At 69.0% G+C, this 18,190-nt stretch carries 14 protein-coding genes; 13 read left to right on the top strand and 1 reads right to left on the bottom strand.

Translation table 11 applies throughout. The features are described 5' to 3' along the window. Window positions 1–489: 489 nt before the first annotated feature. From ngcE to ACOBQB_RS07270, 13 genes are all read left to right on the top strand, one after another. On the top strand, window positions 490–1,923 hold the full coding sequence (gene ngcE, locus ACOBQB_RS07330) for an N-acetylglucosamine/diacetylchitobiose ABC transporter substrate-binding protein (RefSeq protein ID WP_423589726.1): 1,434 nt from the start codon (window positions 490–492) through the stop codon (window positions 1,921–1,923). Between the two features lie 172 nt (window positions 1,924–2,095). After that, window positions 2,096–3,037, top strand: a complete 942-nt coding sequence (locus tag ACOBQB_RS07325) for a carbohydrate ABC transporter permease (protein WP_423590466.1) — start codon at window positions 2,096–2,098, stop codon at window positions 3,035–3,037. Window positions 3,038–3,059: 22 nt separating this feature from the next. Continuing rightward, window positions 3,060–3,953: a carbohydrate ABC transporter permease gene (locus ACOBQB_RS07320; RefSeq protein WP_423589724.1), complete on the top strand. Its 894-nt coding sequence runs from the start codon at window positions 3,060–3,062 to the stop codon at window positions 3,951–3,953. Window positions 3,954–4,100: 147 nt separating this feature from the next. Next, a complete protein-coding gene (locus ACOBQB_RS07315) occupies window positions 4,101–5,363 on the top strand; it encodes an extracellular solute-binding protein (RefSeq protein WP_423589722.1) in 1,263 nt (420 codons plus the stop codon). Window positions 5,364–5,407: 44 nt separating this feature from the next. Further along, window positions 5,408–6,355 carry a carbohydrate ABC transporter permease gene (locus tag ACOBQB_RS07310; RefSeq protein WP_423589721.1) on the top strand — a complete coding sequence of 316 codons (948 nt, stop codon included), beginning with the start codon at window positions 5,408–5,410 and terminating at the stop codon, window positions 6,353–6,355. Then, complete coding sequence (locus ACOBQB_RS07305; RefSeq protein WP_423589719.1) at window positions 6,355–7,227, top strand: carbohydrate ABC transporter permease; 873 nt, start codon at window positions 6,355–6,357, stop codon at window positions 7,225–7,227. Before ACOBQB_RS07310 ends, ACOBQB_RS07305 begins: the two co-directional genes overlap by 1 nt. Before the next feature lie 196 nt (window positions 7,228–7,423). Beyond that, entirely contained in the window at window positions 7,424–8,623 is a 1,200-nt protein-coding gene (locus ACOBQB_RS07300) for an ROK family transcriptional regulator (protein WP_423589718.1), read from the top strand. A 122-nt stretch (window positions 8,624–8,745) separates the two neighbouring features. Then, window positions 8,746–9,843, top strand: coding sequence for a substrate-binding domain-containing protein (locus tag ACOBQB_RS07295; RefSeq protein ID WP_423589716.1), 1,098 nt, complete (start codon window positions 8,746–8,748; stop codon window positions 9,841–9,843). A gap of 124 nt (window positions 9,844–9,967) precedes the next feature. Beyond that, window positions 9,968–10,768, top strand: coding sequence for an ATP-binding cassette domain-containing protein (locus tag ACOBQB_RS07290; RefSeq protein ID WP_423589714.1), 801 nt, complete (start codon window positions 9,968–9,970; stop codon window positions 10,766–10,768). Then, the gene (locus ACOBQB_RS07285) at window positions 10,765–12,057 is read left to right on the top strand and encodes a sugar ABC transporter permease (RefSeq protein ID WP_423589712.1); all 1,293 of its coding nucleotides are present in this window, start codon (window positions 10,765–10,767) and stop codon (window positions 12,055–12,057) included. Before ACOBQB_RS07290 ends, ACOBQB_RS07285 begins: the two co-directional genes overlap by 4 nt. A gap of 249 nt (window positions 12,058–12,306) precedes the next feature. Beyond that, window positions 12,307–14,238 carry a 1-deoxy-D-xylulose-5-phosphate synthase gene (gene dxs, locus ACOBQB_RS07280; protein WP_423589711.1) on the top strand — a complete coding sequence of 644 codons (1,932 nt, stop codon included), beginning with the start codon at window positions 12,307–12,309 and terminating at the stop codon, window positions 14,236–14,238. Between the two features lie 159 nt (window positions 14,239–14,397). Next, complete coding sequence (locus ACOBQB_RS07275; protein ID WP_423589709.1) at window positions 14,398–15,900, top strand: amino acid permease; 1,503 nt, start codon at window positions 14,398–14,400, stop codon at window positions 15,898–15,900. 94 nt (window positions 15,901–15,994) lie between these two features. Next, window positions 15,995–17,491, top strand: coding sequence for an ArnT family glycosyltransferase (locus tag ACOBQB_RS07270; RefSeq protein ID WP_423589707.1), 1,497 nt, complete (start codon window positions 15,995–15,997; stop codon window positions 17,489–17,491). 306 nt (window positions 17,492–17,797) lie between these two features. Here the strand turns inward: ACOBQB_RS07270 and ACOBQB_RS07265 are convergent, their stop codons facing one another. Continuing rightward, window positions 17,798–18,166, bottom strand: coding sequence for an NTP pyrophosphohydrolase (locus ACOBQB_RS07265; RefSeq protein ID WP_423589705.1), 369 nt, complete (start codon window positions 18,164–18,166; stop codon window positions 17,798–17,800). Window positions 18,167–18,190 lie beyond the last annotated feature (24 nt).

Here is an 18,190-nt window from a genome sequence, read left to right as displayed (position 1 = left end):
CACTCGCCCACACCCCCCGGCGGGCAGCGCCCTGAAGGGGCGCGGGGAACGTGGGCGCCCGAAGCTACGGGCGCGTCACGCGGAGGAGTGCGCCCACCTCCGCCCGCACCGCACCGCCACGCCACCCGCACCGCCACGCCACCCGCCCGCACCGCCACGCCACCCGCCCGCACCGCCACGCCACCCGCGGGCCCCGCCTCCCCGCCCCACCGGAAAGTCCATGCGAAACCCCACGAAAGTCCACGCGTTCACAAGGCGTTGTGCGAGAGGTTTTGACCGAAGATCTTCGAAGAACTCCGCAGGTCTCAACTCGGAAAACCTGCGGAGCAAACCTGTATTCGATCTTGCCCAGTCAACCGGGAGTGGACTATACCTGTCGGCATTCGCCCAGCGTTCGGCACTATCGCACGACCCCAGCTTCACACCACCGCGGTGCCGGGGAGGGTCCGGTTCACCGCCTGAGTCCTGTGAGAAGGCGAGGACTTGAGCATGGGATCCACCAGCGTCAACCGTCGTGATGTCATGAAGAGGGCGGCGGCCGCCGGCCTGCTCGCGGTGCCGGCCGTCGGGGCGCTGAGCTCCTGCGCCAGCGGAGGCGGCGAGGAGAACAAGGCCGAGAAGGGGGAGAAGAGCAAGAAGAACCCGCTCGGCGTGAAGGAGGACGCGGGGCTCACGGTCTACATCTTCAACGGCGGCTACGGCGACAAGTACGCCCGGTTCGTCACGGACATGTACGCCGAGAAGTACCCCAAGGCCGAGCCGGAGCAGAAGGCGACCGAGAAGATCGCCACCCAGGTCCAGCCGAAGATCGTCCGTGGCAAGCCCACGGCGGACGTCGTCAACAACTCCGGCGCCGAGCAGATGAACATCGGCAAACTGGTGCACAACAAGCAGGTCGCCGACCTCGTCGAAGTGCTTGACGCACCCTCCTGGGACGACCCGGACGTCACCGTGCGCGAGACCCTGGTGCCGGTCGTCGAGCAGATGGGCCGCTTCGGCGGCCAGGAGTGCTACCAGCTCAACATCGCGCTGACGGTGTACGGCAACTGGTACTCCCGCAAGCTGCTCGAAGACGGGCTCGACGCCGCGTACCCGAAGACCTGGGACGAGATGCTCGCCGTCTGCAAGAAGGCCAAGGCCAAGGGCATCCACGGCTGGAGCTACCCCGGCGGCCACCCGCGCTACATGTTCTTCAGCATGTACGCGATGTTCGCCCAGCGCGGCGGCCGCGACGTCATCGAGGCGATGGACTACCTGGAGCCGGACGCCTGGCGGCACGACGCCGTCAAGGATGTCTTCGAGGCCTGGGAGGAACTGGTCGCCAAGAAGTACGTCCTGACCGGCTTCGACGGCCAGCAGGCCCACACCGAGATGCAGACCGCGTGGACGAAGGAGGGTAAGTGCCTCTTCGTGCCCAACGGCTCCTGGGTGGAGAACGAGGCGAAGGACACCACGCCCAAGGACTTCCGGATGACGGTCGGCGCGACCCCGTCGCTGGACTCCGGCGACAAGATGCCGTTCGGCACGCTCTACGCCCCGGCCGGTGAGCCCTTCATCGTCCCCGCCAAGGCCACGAACCGGCAGGGCGGCCTGGAGTGGCTGCGGATGATGTACAGCAAGGAAGCCGCCCTCAACCTCTTCAAGGAGGTCGGCTCGATGCCCGTCGTCAAGGGCGCCATCGACGGCGTGAAGCTGCCCCCGGGCACGGCGAGCGCCCAGGCGGCGATCAAGGCGGCCGGCGAGAACATCGTCATCCCTCAGTTCATGGACTGGTACAACGAGCTGTTCCGCGAGGACTTCAACAACATGATCCACAAGTTCATGCAGGGCCAGATCGGCCCGAAGCAGGCGATGGACACCATGCAGAAGGCCTCCGAACGCATCCTGAAGGACCCCGACATCACCAAGGTCAAGAAGGCCTGAGCGGACGACACACCGAAGCCGACGAGGCACAGGAGCGGGCGGGCTGAACAGCGTGAAGACCGAGACCCGGGTGGGCGAACCGCCACCCTCGAAGAACTCGCAGAAGACGCAGGGCGAGCGCAAGCCACCGCCGGGCCCGCTCCCCGGCCTGTTGCTGTGGCCGGCGGTGCTGCTGCCGCCCGGCCTCACCCCCAGACGCGTCCGCTACGACCGGCGCTACCGCACGCTCGACAAGTACCGCTTCATCCTCGGCTTCCTGGCCGTGCCACTCGCCTTCTACACGCTGTTCGTCGTCTCGCCGTTCCTCCAGGCGATCTACTACTCGTTCACGGACTGGTCCGGCGGCCCGGTCGCGAACTTCATCGGATTCGACAACTACCGCAAGATGTGGGACGACGTCCGCTTCTGGGACTCGCTCCAGGTCAGTGCGCTCCTGCTGGTCATCGCGCCCGCCGTGACGCTCGTCCTCGGCATGTTCTTCGCCTACATGATCACCGCGGGCGGCCGGCACCGCCGGGGTCAGGCCATCGCGGGCGTCGCCGGGTCGTCCTTCTACAAGGTCGTCTACTTCTTCCCGCAGGTGCTGTCCGTCTCCATCGTCGCCGTGGTGTGGGGACGCGTCTTCAACACCAACAGCGGCCTGATCAACGGCGGCCTGGACAAGGCCGGCGTCGACGGACCCGCCTGGCTGGGCGGCGACGAGACCCTCGCCCTGTTCGCGCTGCTCACCGTCATCAGCTGGAGCTTCGTCGGCTTCTACGTCGTGCTGTTCTCCGCGGCGATGGGAGCCATCCCCAAGGACATCCACGAGGCCGCGCTCCTGGACGGCGCGGGCCGCGCCCGCACCTTCTTCGGCGTCACGCTCCCGCTGATCTGGGACACCGTGCGCACCGGCTGGATCTACATGGGCATCCAGGCGCTCGACACCTTCGCGATCTGCCTCGTGATGGTCCCGGCGCACGTCCTGAAGGTCACGCCGGTCTTCCTCTACGAACGCTTCCGCGACGGCCAGTACGGCTACGCCACCTCCATCGGCGTCGTCCTGCTCGTCCTGAGCGTGGCGTTCTCCCTGATCGTCATGCGGGTCGGGAATCGCGACCGGATCGAATACTGAAGACCGCGGGAGCCACAGCATCATGACCACGACCGCCACCGCCGCGCCCCGCCCCGACACCGCCGGGGCGCCCCGCCGCGAGAAGGAGCCGGGCGCCACTCTCAACGTCTTCTCGCACGCCTTCCTCGTCCTGTGGGTCGTCCTGGCCGCCGGGCCCCTCATCTGGGTCGCGCTCACCGCGTTCCGCCCCTCGGCCGACATCCTCAGCGACCCGACGGCCTGGCCTGCCGCGTTCCACTGGGAGAACTTCACCAACGCCTGGAACAAGGCCGACATCGGCCGGTACACCATTAACTCGCTGGTGATCCTGTGCGGTTCACTGACCGGCACCATGCTGCTCGGCTCCATGGCGGCCTACGTCATCGCCCGCTTCACCTTCCCCGGCAACCGCGTCATCTTCATGCTGTTCGCGGGCGGCATGATGTTCCCGGTCATCCTCGCGCTCGTCCCGCTCTTCGCCGTCATGGAGAACTTCGGGCTCCTCGACACCCGGCCGGGCCTGATGATCGCGTACATCGCCTACTCACTGCCCTTCACCACCTTCTTCCTGACGTCCTTCTTCCGCACGCTGCCGACCGGCGTACAGGAGGCGGCGATGGTCGACGGGGCCTCGCACACCCGCACCTTCTTCCAGATCATGCTCCCGATGGCCAAGCCGGGCCTGGTCAGCATCGGCATCTTCAACTTCCTCGGCCAGTGGAACCAGTACCTGCTTCCGCTGCTGCTCAACAACGAGGAGGAGAGGAACTACGTGCTGCCGCAGGGACTCGCCTCCCTCGCGGTCTCCCAGGGCTACCGCGGCGACTGGGGCGCGCTCTTCGCGGGCCTGACGATCGCCATGCTCCCGGTGCTCGTCGTGTACGCCGTCTTCCAGCGACAGGTACAGGCCGGTCTGACCGCAGGTGCGCTCAAGTGACCTGGTGAGGCGGGTGATTTCAGCTTGGCCACGAAAGTGGTCTAGGCCTGTCGAGGCAAAACCGGACGTGAGTAGTGTCGGCGCGACGGCGCCGCGGGGGGCGACTGTACGCGCCAAGTCGACACCGACGTCGAAGGGTTGGACAGCATGAGGAATCGAATGGTCGCCACCGGTGCGGCAACGCTCTGCATGGCGCTGGGACTTACCGCCTGCGGCGGGGGCGGCGACAGCGGTGACGGCAAGACCATCAAGCTCGTCGCCGCCGACTACGGCGACAAGGCCTCCAACGCCTCCAAGGTGTACTGGAACCAGGTCAAGAAGGAATTCGAGAAGGCCAACAAGGGCTACACGGTCGACGTTCAGGTCATCAACTGGAACGAGATCGACAAGTCCGTCAAGAACATGATCCAGGCGGGCAACGAACCCGACCTGCTCCAGACCGGCGGTTACGCGGACAAGGTCGCCGACGACCTCCTCTACAAGGCGGACGAGGTGATGTCCGCCAAGACCCGCGACAACCTCATCCCCACCTTCGCCAAGGCCGGCGAGGTCGACGGCACGCAGTACGGCATCCCCTGGGTCTCCTCAAGCCGCGTGATGTTCTACAACAAGGACGTCTTCAAGAAGGCCGGCGTGAAGACCCCGCCGAAGACCTGGGACGAACTCGCCGCCGCCGCGAAGAAGATCAAGGACAAGAAGGCCGCCGAGACCCCGTACGCCCTGCCGCTCGGCCCCGAGGAGACCCAGGGCGAGACGATGATGTGGGAGCTGGGCAACGGCGGCGGCTACACCGACGCCGACGGCAAATACACCATCGACAGCCCGCAGAACGTCGAGACGTTCGAGTGGCTCAAGACCAACCTGGTCAAGCCGGGCCTCACCTACGCCAACCCCGCCTCCACCGACCGCAAGACGGCCTTCGCCGACTTCGCGGCGGGCAAGGTCGGCATGCTCAACGGCCACCCGAGCCTCATCCAGATGGCCAAGGGCGGCAAGGTCGACTACGGCGTCGCCCCCATCCCCGGCAAGGAAGGCCCGCTGGAGAGCACCCTCGGCGTGGCCGACTGGATGATGGCGTTCAAGGACGGCGGCGCGGAGAAGGAGGGCGTGAAGAAGTTCCTGGACTTCACCTACTCCAAGAAGATGCTGGCGTTCGACGAGATGTACAAGCTCATGCCGGTCACCCAGGACGCCCTGAAGACCATGCAGACCAGCGGCAAGCACAAGGACCTGGAGCCGTTCTTCGAGGTGCTGCCGAGCGCCAGGTTCTACCCGCTGGGCGACACCACCTGGGACCTCGTCTCCGCCGAGATCAAGAAGACCGGCGGCAAGGCCGTCGTCGACGACCCGAAGCAGGTCCTCGGCGACCTCCAGAAGAAGGCGGAGACGGCGGCGGCCGAAGCCAAGTAGCCGTTACCTCCCCTTAGTTCGCCCCCCGTCCGCAAGGAGACCTTGTGTCACTGAAGGCCCCTCCGTCCCCGGCCGGTTCCAGCCGGGGACGGAGCGGGCGCGCACCCCGGCCGGTGAGCCGCCGCGGCGGAATCGCCCGGCTCGGCCCGCTGCCCTGGATAGCGCCCGTCATCCTGCTGATCCTCGCCGTGGTCGTCTGGCCCGTCATCGAGCTGATCCGCACCTCGTTCCTCGACATCTCCATCGCCGGCAAGGTGCGCGGCAGCGCCGGGACCGACAAGTTCACGAAGCTCTTCGAGGAGAGCGACTTCGGGGCCGTCCTGCTCTGGACCGTCGTGTGGACGCTCGTCGTCGTCAGCGTCACGATGCTGCTCTCGCTGGCCCTCGCCCAGCTCTTCAACCAGAGGTTCCCCGGGCGCCGCGTCACCCGCTGGGCGCTCATCGCCCCTTGGGCCGCCTCCGTCCTGATGACCGCCATCGGCTTCAAGTGGATGCTCAACCAGACCGCCGGCGTCCTCAACACCCTCATGCTCGACCTCGGCCTCATCGACAGCTCCAAGGACTGGCTGGGCAGACCGGAGACCGCCTGGCCCTGGATGATGGCCGTGGCCGTCTTCGTCTCCCTCCCCTTCACCACGTACACGCTGCTCGCCGGGCTCCAGACCATCCCGCAGGAGGTCTACGAGGCCTCGCGCATCGACGGGGCGGGGTCCTGGCAGACGTACCGCCACATCACGCTGCCGATGCTGCGGCCCGCCTTCCTCGTCGGCGTCGTGATCAACCTCATCAACGTCTTCAACTCCTTCCCGATCATCTGGGCCATGACCCAGGGCGGCCCGGGTTACGACACGTCCACGTCGATGGTGTTCATGTACAAGCTGAAGGAGACCGACATCGGTGAGTCCGCGGCGATGTCGGTCGTCAACTTCCTGATGGTCGTGGTGCTCGTGCTGATCTTCCTGAAGGTCAGCCGGTGGAACGAGGAGGACTGATGGCCACCGCGACGGCGAAGTTTCCCGCGCCCGGGAAGGGCCGCGCACGCAAGCGCGCCTTCCGGCCCCGCACCCTGGTCATCACGGCCTGCGCCTGGCTCCTCGCGGCGGTCTTCCTCGCGCCGTACCTGGAGATGATCGTCACCGCCCTGCGCCCCAAGGAGGAGCTGCGGGACCGCACCTACCTGCCCCAGAACCTGGAGTGGGCGAACTTCATCGACGTATGGAAGGAGTCCGAGCTCGGCCAGAACCTTCAGGTCACCCTGTTGGTGGCGGGCGGCGCGACGCTGCTGGTCCTGCTGGTCTCGCTGCCCGCCGCGTACTACACGGCGCGCATGCGCTACCGCGGCCGCAAGCTCTTCCTGCTCCTGGTCCTGATCACCCAGATGTTCCAGCCGACGGCCCTGCTGGTCGGCCTCTACCGCGAGTTCCACCAGCTGGACATGTTGAACTCGATCTGGACCCTGATCCTCACCAACGCGGCGTTCAACCTCGCCTTCGCGGTCTGGATCCTGACGGCGTACATCTCCTCCATCCCCCCGGAGCTGGAGGAGGCCGCCATGGTGGACGGCACCAGCCGCTTCGGCGCGATGATCAAGGTGACGCTGCCGTTGGCGCTGCCGGGCGTGGTCACGGCGGTGATCTTCACCTTCATCACGTCCTGGAACGAGTTCGTGATGGGCCTGACCCTCACCACGGAACCGGACAAACAACCGCTGACGGTCGGCATTAGCAACTTCATCGGCAACTACACGGTGCAGTGGAACTACCTCTTCGCCGCGTCGGTGGTCGCGATCATCCCGGTCATCGTGCTGTTCGCCTTCATCGAGCGGCATGTGGTGTCGGGGCTGACGGCGGGGTCGGTGAAGTAGCGGCCCGCACGACACGTGCTCGGGGCCCGGCAGGAGGCGGAATGTCTCCTCCCGGGCCCCTGCCCTTGCGGCGCTCGATCCACTGTTTTTCCGTCAAGGACTTGACTGCGCCAACCCCTTCATCGGAGCTTGGAGTTCACAACTTGTACGGGCGGCCACGGTGCCGTACGTCATACGGCAAAAGGTGGATGAGTCAATGGAGACTCCGGGGTCGCAGTCCTCTCTGCACCGGGCCAATCTGGAGCGGGTCGTACGCGCCGTACGCCTCGCCGGGTCGCTCACGCAGGCGGAGATCGCGCGGACGACGGGCCTGTCGGCGGCGACGGTCTCCAACATCGTGCGGGAGCTGAAGGACGGCGGGACCGTCGAGGTCACGCCCACCTCGGCGGGCGGCCGACGGGCCCGCAGCGTCTCCCTCAGCGGGGACGCGGGCATCGTCATCGGCGTCGACTTCGGCCACACGCACCTGCGCGTGGCCGTCGGCAACCTCGCCCACCAGGTGCTCGCCGAGGAGGCCGAGCCGCTGGACGTGGACGCCTCCGCCGCGCAGGGCTTCGACCGGGCGGAACAGCTGGTCAGCCGGTTGCTCGCGGCCACGGGTGTCGACCGTACGAAGATCGCGGGCGTCGGGCTCGGCGTGCCGGGGCCCATCGACGTGGAGTCCGGGACGCTCGGCTCGACGTCGATCCTGCCGGGCTGGACCGGGACGAAACCCGCCGAGGAGCTGGGCGCCCGGCTCGGCGTGCCGGTGCACGTGGACAACGACGCCAACCTCGGCGCCCTCGGCGAGCTGGTGTGGGGGAGCGGCCGCGGGGTCAAGGACCTCGCGTACATCAAGGTGGCGAGCGGTGTCGGCGCCGGGCTCGTGATCAGCGGGCGGATCTACCGCGGGCCCGGCGGCACCGCGGGCGAGATCGGGCACATCACACTCGACGAGTCGGGCCCGGTCTGCCGCTGCGGCAACCGCGGCTGCCTGGAGACCTTCACCGCCGCCCGTTATGTCCTGCCGTTGCTCCAGTCCAGCCACGGCACCGACCTGACCATGGAGCGCGTGGTGGGTCTCGCGCGGGACGGCGACCCGGGGTGCCGACGGGTGATCGCCGACGTCGGGCGGCACATCGGGAGCGGCGTCGCGAACCTCTGCAACCTGCTCAATCCCTCCCGTGTGGTGCTCGGCGGGGACCTCGCGGAGGCCGGTGAGCTGGTCCTCGGCCCCATCCGGGAGTCCGTCGGGCGGTACGCCATCCCGAGCGCGGCGCGCCAACTGACCGTGCTTCCCGGGGCGCTGGGCGGACGGGCCGAGGTGCTGGGCGCCCTCGCCCTCGCGCTCAGCGAGATGGGCGATTCAACCCTTTTGGACGGAACGCTGCCCGCCGGGACGCCTGTCTTCACTTAGATAACGCATGGCACCGTTGTCATCTCGTTAAGGATTTACTCCTTGACGCTGGTGTGGCGGCCGAGTTGACTTCGAGCCACCTCGGCCGCAACGACGCGGCCTCGTCAGGGAGGCACCCCACCATGAACGCAATGACGCGTCGCGTCGTCATAGGCGCGGCCGCGGTTTCGATGGCACTGGCCATGACCGCGTGCGGCAAGGCCGGCGACGGCGAAGACAAGGGCAGCGGCGGCGACGACAAGACCATCGGTCTGCTGCTCCCCGAGAACAAGACCACCCGGTACGAGACCTTCGACCGCCCCATCATGGAGGCGAAGATCAAGGAACTCTGCTCGGACTGCAAGGTCAAGTACAACAACGCCGCTCAGGACATCGAGAACCAGAAGAAGCAGTTCGACGCCCTCGTCACCCAGGGCGTCAAGGTGATCATCCTGGACGCGGTCGACTACAAGTCGACCAAGTCGTGGGTCAAGCAGGCCGACAAGCAGGGCGTGAAGGTCGTGGCGTACGACCGCCTCGCCGAGGGCCCGCTCGCCGCCTACGTGTCCTACGACAACGAGAAGATCGGCCGCCTCCAGGGCGGGGCCATGGTCAAGGCGCTCGGCGCCGAGGCCAAGGACGCCAACGTCGTCATGATCAACGGCTCGCCGACCGACCCGAACGCCCCCTTCTTCAAGAAGGGCGCCCACTCGGTGCTCGACAAGAAGGTCAAGAAGATCGCGTACGAGCAGGACATCCCGGACTGGTCGCCCGACGAGGCGAACAAGAAGATGTCCTCCGCGATCGACAAGCTCGGCAAGGACGGCATCCAGGGCGTCTACGCCGCCAACGACGGCATGGCGGGTGGCGTGATCACCGCCCTCAAGCAGCGTGGCATCAAGGTCCCGGTCGGCGGCCAGGACGCCGAGCTCGCGGGTGTGCAGCGCCTGCTGAGCGGCGACCAGGACTACACGATCTACAAGGAGATCAAGCCGGAGGCCGAGACCACCGCCGAGATCGCTGTGGCGCTCCTCAAGGGCAAGGCCGTCGACACCCTCACCGACCGCAAGGTCGACTCGCTCAGCGGCGACTTCAAGGGCATCCCGGCCAAGCTGTTCGACGCCCAGGCGATCACCAGGAACGAGGTCGCCGACACGATCATCAAGGACAAGGTCTACAAGGTCAGCGAGATCTGCACCGCCCAGTACAAGAAGGCGTGCGACACCGCGGGCATCAAGTAACCCCCGCTCCCAGTAAGGCAGTTCGTAAGAAACGGGTTCCGTGGGGCGTTCGTGAGAGCGCTCCACGGGCCGCTGCTCTGCTCTCGCTGCACCACCCATCCCCGCCGGTCAGGCGGCGAAGGAGATGATTCACGTGTCCGCTACGCCCGTGCTGGCGTTGCGCGGGGTCTCCAAGCGGTTCGGCGCCGTCCAGGCGCTCACGGACGTAGACCTCGAAATCCACACCGGTGAGGTGGTCGCCCTCGTAGGCGACAACGGCGCCGGCAAGTCCACCCTCGTCAAGACGATCTCGGGCGTCCACCCGATCGACGACGGCACCATCGAGTGGGAGGGCCGCCCGGCCCGCATCGGCCGGCCGCACGACGCCCAGAACCTCGGCGTGGCCACCGTCTACCAGGACCTCGCGCTCTGCGACAACCTCGACGTCGTCGCCAACCTCTTCCTCGGCAGCGAGCTGAAGAGCGCCTCCGTCCTCGACGAGATCAAGATGGAGAAGCGGGCCAGGGAACTCCTGGACACCCTCTCCATCCGCATCCCCAGCGTCCGCATCCCCGTCGCGGCGCTCTCCGGTGGTCAGCGCCAGGTCGTCGCCATCGCCCGCGCGCTGGTCGGCGACCCCAAGGTCGTCATCCTCGACGAGCCCACCGCCGCCCTCGGCGTCGAGCAGACCGCGCAGGTCCTCGACCTGGTGGAGCGGCTGCGCGAGCGCGGCCACGGCGTGATCCTCATCAGCCACAACATGGCCGACGTGAAGGCCGTCGCGGACCGGGTGGCGGTACTGCGGCTCGGCCGCAACAACGGCACGTTCTCCGTCGCCGACACCACCAACGAAGAGATCATCGCCGCGATCACCGGCGCCACGGACAACGCCGTGACCCGCCGCAAGGCGCGCACGGCCACGGCACCGAAGGAGGGAGCGAAGTGAGCGACCTCGCCAAGACCCCGACGAGCACGGACTCCGACACCCCGGCCCCGGCCGCCCCGGTGCCCGCCGTCGACCCGCGCCTCCTCGTCCGCGAGGAGGGCCTGGCCGGCTACTGGACCGAGTTCAAGCGCAAGATGCGCGGCGGCGAGCTGGGCTCGCTGCCCGTCGTCATCGGCCTGATCGTCATCGCGGTCGTCTTCCAGCTGAAGAACGACCACTTCCTGGACGCGAGCAGCCTCGCGAACATCGCGGTCTTCACTTCCGGCCTCGGCATCATGGCCGTCGGCATTGTCTTCGTCCTGCTGCTCGGCGAGATCGACCTCTCGGTCGGCTCGGTGGCCGGCATGGGCGCGGCCGTCTGGGCCGTGCTGAGCGTCACCCACGGCCTGAACGACTGGCTCGCGGTCCTCCTCGCCGTCCTCACCGGCCTCGTCATCGGCGCCGTGCACGGAGCGTTTTTCGCCAAGATCGGTGTGCCCGCCTTCGTGGTCACCCTCGCGGGCTTCCTCGGCTGGAGCGGCCTCCAGATCTGGCTAATGGGCGGCGAGGGCAGCATCAACACGCCCGAGGGCAGTGTCGTCGAGGACCTCACCGGCCACTTCTTCGCGGACAAGGCCGCGGCCTACGGTCTCGCCGCCGTCGCGATCATCGCGTACGCCGCCTCCCTGCTGCTCGACAGCAAGCGCCGCAAGTCGGCCGGGCTGCCCTCGCGCCCGGTCAGCGAGATCGTGCTGCGCACGGTCGTCGTCGCCGTCCTCGCGGGCGGCGCGGCGTACGTCCTGAACGAGCCCGCCGGCGCCCGCGGCCTGCCGCTGGCCCTGGTGCTCTTCCTGGCCGTCCTGGTGATCGCGGACTTCGTGGCGCGGCGCACCACCTTCGGCCGGCAGGTCTTCGCGGTCGGCGGCAACGCGGAGGCGGCGCGGCGCGCCGGCATCAACGTCGACCGGGTCCGGATCACCGTCTTCGCGATCTCCGGCATGCTGGCGGCCTTCGGCGGACTGTTCATCGCGAGCCTCTCCGGTGGCGCGACGAAGAGCCTGGGCGGCGGCAACACGCTGATGATGGTGATCGCGGCAGCGGTCATCGGCGGTACGAGTCTCTTCGGCGGGCGCGGCAAGGTGTGGTCCGCGCTCCTCGGCATGCTGGTGATCCAGTCCATCCAGCAAGGGCTGAACCTGCTCGGCATGGCGAGTGAGATCCAGTACATGATCACGGGGGCGGTGCTGCTGGCCGCGGTGGTCATCGACTCCGTTTCGCGGCGTACGCAGAAGTCGGCGGGGCGCGCGTAGGCGCTCCGCTGGTCGGGCCGGTTTCGGCTGCGGGTGCGTCGTGGCTGGTCGCGCAGTTCCCCGCGCCCCTATCGGGGCTCTCGCCGCGCCCCTACCGGGGCTCTCCCCGCGTCCCTGATGAGGGGCGCGGGGTTCCCTGTGTCCGGTATACCCGCCTCCCGGGCGCAGCCCCCGGCGGCGGAACATTAGACTCGACAGACCCGGCAACGCTCGAACAGCACATCTCAGCTCTACTGCAAGGAGGCACGGGTGCCGCTGCTGACCCGCATCACGGGACCGCGCGATCTGGACCGGCTCAGCCCCGAGGAGCTGGACGAGCTGGCCGGAGAGATCCGCGGCTTCCTCGTCGACGCAGTCTCCAAGACCGGCGGCCACCTCGGCCCCAACCTCGGCGTCGTCGAGCTGACGATCGCCCTGCACCGCGTCTTCGAGTCCCCCAAGGACAAGGTCCTCTTCGACACGGGCCACCAGAGCTATGTGCACAAGCTGCTCACCGGCCGCCAGGACTTCGAGAAGCTGCGTGCCAAGGGCGGCATCTCCGGCTACCCCTCGCGGGCCGAGTCCGACCACGACGTGATCGAGAACAGCCACGCCTCCACGGTCCTCGGCTGGGCCGACGGCCTCGCCAAGGCCAACGAGGTCCTGAAGAAGGACGACCACGTCGTCGCCGTCATCGGTGACGGCGCGCTCACCGGCGGTATGGCCTGGGAGGCGCTGAACAACATCGCGGCCGCCAAGGACCGCCCGCTGGTGATCGTCGTCAACGACAACGAGCGTTCCTACGCCCCCACGATCGGCGGCCTGGCCAACCACCTGGCGACGCTGCGCACGACCGACGGCTACGAGCGTTTCCTGGCCCGCGGCAAGGACATCCTGGAGCGCACGCCGGTCGTCGGCAGGCCGCTCTACGAGACGCTGCACGGCGCCAAGAAGGGCCTCAAGGACTTCATCGCCCCGCAGGGCATGTTCGAGGACCTCGGCCTGAAGTACGTCGGCCCGATCGACGGCCACGACATCGAGGCCCTGGAGTCCGCGCTCCAGCGCGCCAAGCGCTTCGGCGGCCCGGTCATCGTGCACTGCCTCACCGAGAAGGGCCGCGGCTACAAGCCCGCCGAGGAGGACGAGGCCGACCACTTCCACGGCATCGGCCCGATCCACCCCGACACCGGCCTGCCGATCGCCGCGGGCGGCATGGACTGGACGTCCGTCTTCGGCGAGGAGATGGTCAAGCTCGGCCACGAGCGCGAGGACATCGTCGCCATCACGGCGGCCATGCTCCAGCCCGTCGGCCTGGCCAAATTCGCCAAGGCGTTCCCCGATCGGGTATACGACGTCGGCATCGCCGAGCAGCACGCGGCCGTCTCCGCGGCGGGCCTCGCCACCGGCGGCCTGCACCCCGTCTTCGCGGTCTACGCCACCTTCCTCAACCGCGCCTTCGACCAGCTCCTGATGGACGTGGCCCTGCACAAGTGCGGCGTCACCTTCGTCCTGGACCGGGCCGGCGTCACCGGCACCGACGGCGCCTCTCACAACGGCATGTGGGACATGTCGATCCTCCAGTGCGTGCCGACCGTGCGAATCGCCGCCCCGCGCGACGCCGACCAGGTCCGCCTCCAGCTGCGCGAGGCCGTCGAGGTCGACGACGCGCCGACCGTCGTGCGCTACTCCAAGGGCGCGGTCGGCCCGGCCGTCAACGCCGTCGGCACGGTCGGCGGCATGGACGTGCTGCGCGAGGCGGGCAGCGAGCGGCCCGACGTGCTGCTGGTCTCCGTCGGCGCGCTCGCGCCCATGTGCCTGGAGATCGCGGGCCTGCTCGACAGGCAGGGCATCACCACGACCGTCGTCGACCCGCGCTGGGTCAAGCCGGTCGACGAGGCCATGGCGCCGCTCGCCGAGAAGCACCGCGTCGTCGTCACCGTCGAGGACAACTCCCGCGCGGGCGGCGTCGGTTCGGCGATCGCCCAGGCCCTGCGCGACGCGGGCGTCGACGTGCCGCTGCGCGACTTCGGCATCCCGCCGCGCTTCCTCGACCACGCCTCCCGCAAGGAGATCATGGCCGAGATCGGCCTGACCGCCCCGGACATCGCTCGCCAGGTCACGGGTCTGGTCGCCAAGCTGGACGGCAGGTTCGAGCGCGACACGGCCGCGGCCGTGGAGTCCGTGGAGCCCGCCCGCGACTGACGTCGTCCCGACACGGCCGATGGGCCGGTTCCGGCACCCTGTACGGGTGGTGGGACCGGCCCATTCGCGTGAATAGGGCCGTGCCGGGCGGTGCGGGGTACCCGGCCTCTCGATCATGTCGGGGACGACAAGCGTGGAGGCAAGCGTGGAGGTTCGCCCGTGACAAACACCCTGTTCCGAACAAAGAGCGTCGAGCAGTCCATCCAGGACACCGAGGAGCCGGAGCACGCGCTCAAGAAGTCGCTCTCCGCCCTCGACCTCACGGTCTTCGGCGTCGGTGTCATCATCGGCACCGGCATCTTCGTCCTGACCGGCAAGGTGGCCAAGGAGACCGCGGGGCCCGCCACCGCGCTCGCCTTCGTCGCCGCGGGCGTCGTCTGCGCGCTCGCGGCCCTCTGTTACGCGGAGTTCGCCTCGACCGTGCCGGTGGCCGGATCGGCGTACACCTTCTCCTACGCCTCGCTGGGCGAGCTGCCCGCCTGGATCATCGGCTGGGACCTGGTGCTCGAATTCGCGCTCGGCACCGCCGTGGTCGCCGTCGGCTGGTCGGGCTACGTCCGCTCGCTGATGGACAACGCGGGCTGGCATCTGCCGGAGACGCTCACCGGGCCCGACGCCGCCGAGGGCTTCGGCTTCGACATCCTCGCCTTCGCGCTGGTGCTCGTCCTCACCGTCATCCTCGTCCTCGGCATGAAGCTCTCCGCGCGCGTCACCACGGTCGTCGTGGCGATCAAGGTGGCCGTCGTCCTGATCGTCATCGTCGCGGGCGCCTTCTTCATCAAGGCCGACAACTACAAGCCGTTCATCCCCAAGGCGCAGGAGGTGCCGCCGGGCGACAGCATCCAGTCGCCGCTGATCCAGCTGATGTTCGGGTACGCGCCCACCAACTTCGGCGTCCTCGGCATCTTCACGGCCGCCTCCGTCGTCTTCTTCGCCTTCATCGGCTTCGACATCGTGGCCACCGCCGCCGAGGAGACCCGGCTGCCGCAGCGCGACATGCCGCGCGGCATCCTCGGCTCCCTCCTCATCTGCACGGTCCTGTACGTCGCCGTGTCGATCGTCGTCACCGGCATGCAGCACTACAGCGAACTGTCCGTGGACGCCCCACTGGCCGACGCCTTCAAGGCCACCGGGCACCCCGCCTACGCGGGCATCATCAGCTTCGGCGCCGCCGTGGGCCTCACCACCGTCTGCATGATCCTGCTGCTCGGCCAGACCCGCGTCTTCTTCGCGATGAGCAGGGACGGGCTGCTGCCCCGGTTCTTCTCCCACGTCCACCCGAAGTACAAGACGCCGCACCGGCCGACCATCCTGCTCGGCGTGCTCATCGCCATCCTCGCGGGCTTCACCAGCCTCAACGAACTCGCCGAACTGGTGAACATCGGTACGCTCTTCGCCTTCGTCGTCGTCGCCCTGAGCGTCATCATCCTGCGCCGCACCCGCCCCGACCTGCCCCGCGCCTTCCGCACCCCGATGGTGCCCCTGGTGCCCATCCTTTCGGTGGCGGCCTCGGTATGGCTGATGCTGAACCTGCCCGCCGAGACCTGGCTGCGGTTCGGCGTCTGGATGGCGCTCGGCTTCCTCGTCTACTTCGCGTACGGGCGTTCGCACAGCCAGTTGGGCCGGCGCGGGAAGCAGCTCTACACCGACGACGCACGGTAGTCGCCGCCGTTCGGCAGGTGTTCGGCAGGCATTTCTTCCCGGCCCCGTATGTCCCGATCCGATCGGAACTGCGGGGCCGGATAGCGTGCACCGTATGCTCGCCGCGCCCGCCACCTCACTACGCTCCGTACGCGGCCTCCGGGTGCCGGGGCCGCGCAAGGAGTCCGCGCCCGCCCCGCGGACCGGCTACTGGAGGCGCCTGCTTCCCCTGCTCGTGGCCCTGGCGTGCGCGACCCGCCTGCCCTCCTTCCGGCTGCCGCTGTGGAACCCCGACGAGGGCTATCTCGCCGTCCAGGCACGGATATTGGCCGACGGCGGTGAGCTCTACGAGACGGTGGTCGACCGCAAGCCGCCGCTCGTCCCCTGGCTCTACGCCGGGGCCTTCGCGCTCTTCGGCGACTCCTCGCTCCTGCCGCTGAAGGTCCTCGCCGTCGCCGCGCAGCTCCTGACGGCGCTGCTCCTCGCCTCCCTGGCCCGGCGCCGCTGGGGGGACACCGGCGGCCGCACGGCGGGCGTGCTGTACCTCCTGATCTCGATCGGCCTGAACCCGGAGGACGCCCAGGCGGCCACCTTCGAGGTCTTCATGCTGCCGTGCACGGCCGCCGCCATGTGGTGCGCGGACCGCCGCCGGTGGGGCGCCGCGGGCGCGGCCGTCGCCAGCGCCTTCCTCGCCAAGCAGACCGGCGGCGCGGTGCTCCTGCCGGCGCTCTGGCTGCTGTGGCGGGGCGGGGCGCCCCGGCGCGATGCCCCACGCCTGGCGGTCGGCCTGTGCGGGCCCGTCCTGGCCGCCGCCCTGCTGACCTCGCCCTCCGGCTTCCTGTTCTGGACGGTGACGGGATCGGGTGCCTACGCCTCCTTCACCGGCTCCGAACTCCACGTACTGGGGCGGGGGTTGGTGAACGCCGCGATCCTCGCCGCGGCCTGCGCGGGCCTCGCCCCACCGGTCGTACGCGTCCTGCGCGTCGCCCGCACCGGGGCGGGGGAGCTGTGGCTGTGGCTCGCCTCGTCGGTGGCCGCGGTGCTGCTCGGCTTCCACTTCTTCGGCCACTACTACCTGCAACTCATGCCGCCACTCGCGCTGTTGGGCACGGCCGCACTCCAGATCCTGCCGCGCGAACGGACGGTCAGGGCGATCGTCACGTCGGGCTGCGCCTGCGCGGTGTTCCTGGCCTGGGGCCTGACCGCGCCGCGCCCCGAACTGACACACGCCACACGCCTGGCCGAGGCGGTCAGGGCACACACCGCGCCCGACGCCCGGGTGCTGTTCTGGGGCATGCACCCGGAAGGCTACTGGCTCGCCGACCGCACCCCCACGAGCCGCTACCTCACGGCCGGGCTGCTCACCAACTACAGCGGCGGCCGCAACGGCCCGCAGGTGGGGGAGAAGTACGCGATCGACGGCGCCTGGCCGACGTTCCGCGAGGAGTGGCGCCAACGCCCGCCGACGCTGGTGGTCGACGACTCCCGCGGCAAGCCGTACGCCCCCTCCAGGGTGCCGTCCCTGCGGAGGGCCTTGGCGGTGGGGTACGAGCCGGTGCTGTGGGTGGAGGGGGCGGTGGTGTACGCGCGCGTGGGCGGGGAGACGCGGTGAGGCGCGGGGCGCTGCGCGTCGGCCAACGACCAGGGCCTCGCGGACGCGTCTGCCCGCGACGGCTGTGTGGCGGCTGCGGGCCGACTCCGGGTTGCTCGCGCAGTTCCCCGCGCCCCTGAGGGGGGCGCGAAGTCGCCGCCACGGCAGCAGCTTCCGTTAGGGGCGCGGGGAACTGCGCGCCCGGCCCGCGACGAGTCGCACGGACCAGGGGTGCGGACTGTCTGGCGGCTGCGGGCCGGTTCTGGGTTGCGCGCGCAGTTCCTCGCGCCCCTGGCGGCGGGGGCGGACCCGCGGGGCTGCCGCGCGCTACGGCCGCACCGTCCGCGGCCCCACGCACCGCGCCCCGGACTCCTCGACCCTGCGGCGCAGTTCGCGGTCGGCCGTGATCACCACGCAGGGTCGGCCCGCCGCCTCGGCGGCCACCTCCACGATGCGGTCGTCACCGCTGCCGGGCGCGCTGTCGACGCGTACTCCGGGTACCGACTCGACGCCGCGCGCCGCCCCTTCGACGACGAGGACGACCTCCAGCGGGCCCGGATGCCCCGCGATGCCTTCCTCGGCGTACGGGACGAGCCGGTCCCGCAGCCGCTCGGCGGCGCCGCGGCGGTCGTGCCACCAGCCGTCGGGCACGGAGCCCACGACGTTGGCGGCGTCGACGACGACAAGAGTTCTCATGCGGCAAACGTAAACTAATCGGCA

The organism is Streptomyces sp. G5(2025) (genome assembly GCF_049542075.1).
Taxonomy (GTDB): domain Bacteria; phylum Actinomycetota; class Actinomycetes; order Streptomycetales; family Streptomycetaceae; genus Streptomyces.
Note: the sequence above shows the minus strand (reverse complement) of the source record. Positions and strands in the feature narration are given on the sequence as shown.

Coding starts and splice junctions, on each gene's coding strand:
- ACOBQB_RS07290 (WP_423589714.1), top strand. CDS start 9,968: ATGATTCACGTGTCCGCTACGCCCGTGCTGGCGTTGCGCGGGGTCTCC.
- ACOBQB_RS07320 (WP_423589724.1), top strand. CDS start 3,060: ATGACCACGACCGCCACCGCCGCGCCCCGCCCCGACACCGCCGGGGCG.
- ACOBQB_RS07270 (WP_423589707.1), top strand. CDS start 15,995: ATGCTCGCCGCGCCCGCCACCTCACTACGCTCCGTACGCGGCCTCCGG.
- ngcE (WP_423589726.1), top strand. CDS start 490: ATGGGATCCACCAGCGTCAACCGTCGTGATGTCATGAAGAGGGCGGCG.
- ACOBQB_RS07305 (WP_423589719.1), top strand. CDS start 6,355: ATGGCCACCGCGACGGCGAAGTTTCCCGCGCCCGGGAAGGGCCGCGCA.
- ACOBQB_RS07300 (WP_423589718.1), top strand. CDS start 7,424: ATGGAGACTCCGGGGTCGCAGTCCTCTCTGCACCGGGCCAATCTGGAG.
- ACOBQB_RS07295 (WP_423589716.1), top strand. CDS start 8,746: ATGAACGCAATGACGCGTCGCGTCGTCATAGGCGCGGCCGCGGTTTCG.
- ACOBQB_RS07265 (WP_423589705.1), bottom strand. CDS start 18,166: ATGAGAACTCTTGTCGTCGTCGACGCCGCCAACGTCGTGGGCTCCGTG.
- ACOBQB_RS07315 (WP_423589722.1), top strand. CDS start 4,101: ATGAGGAATCGAATGGTCGCCACCGGTGCGGCAACGCTCTGCATGGCG.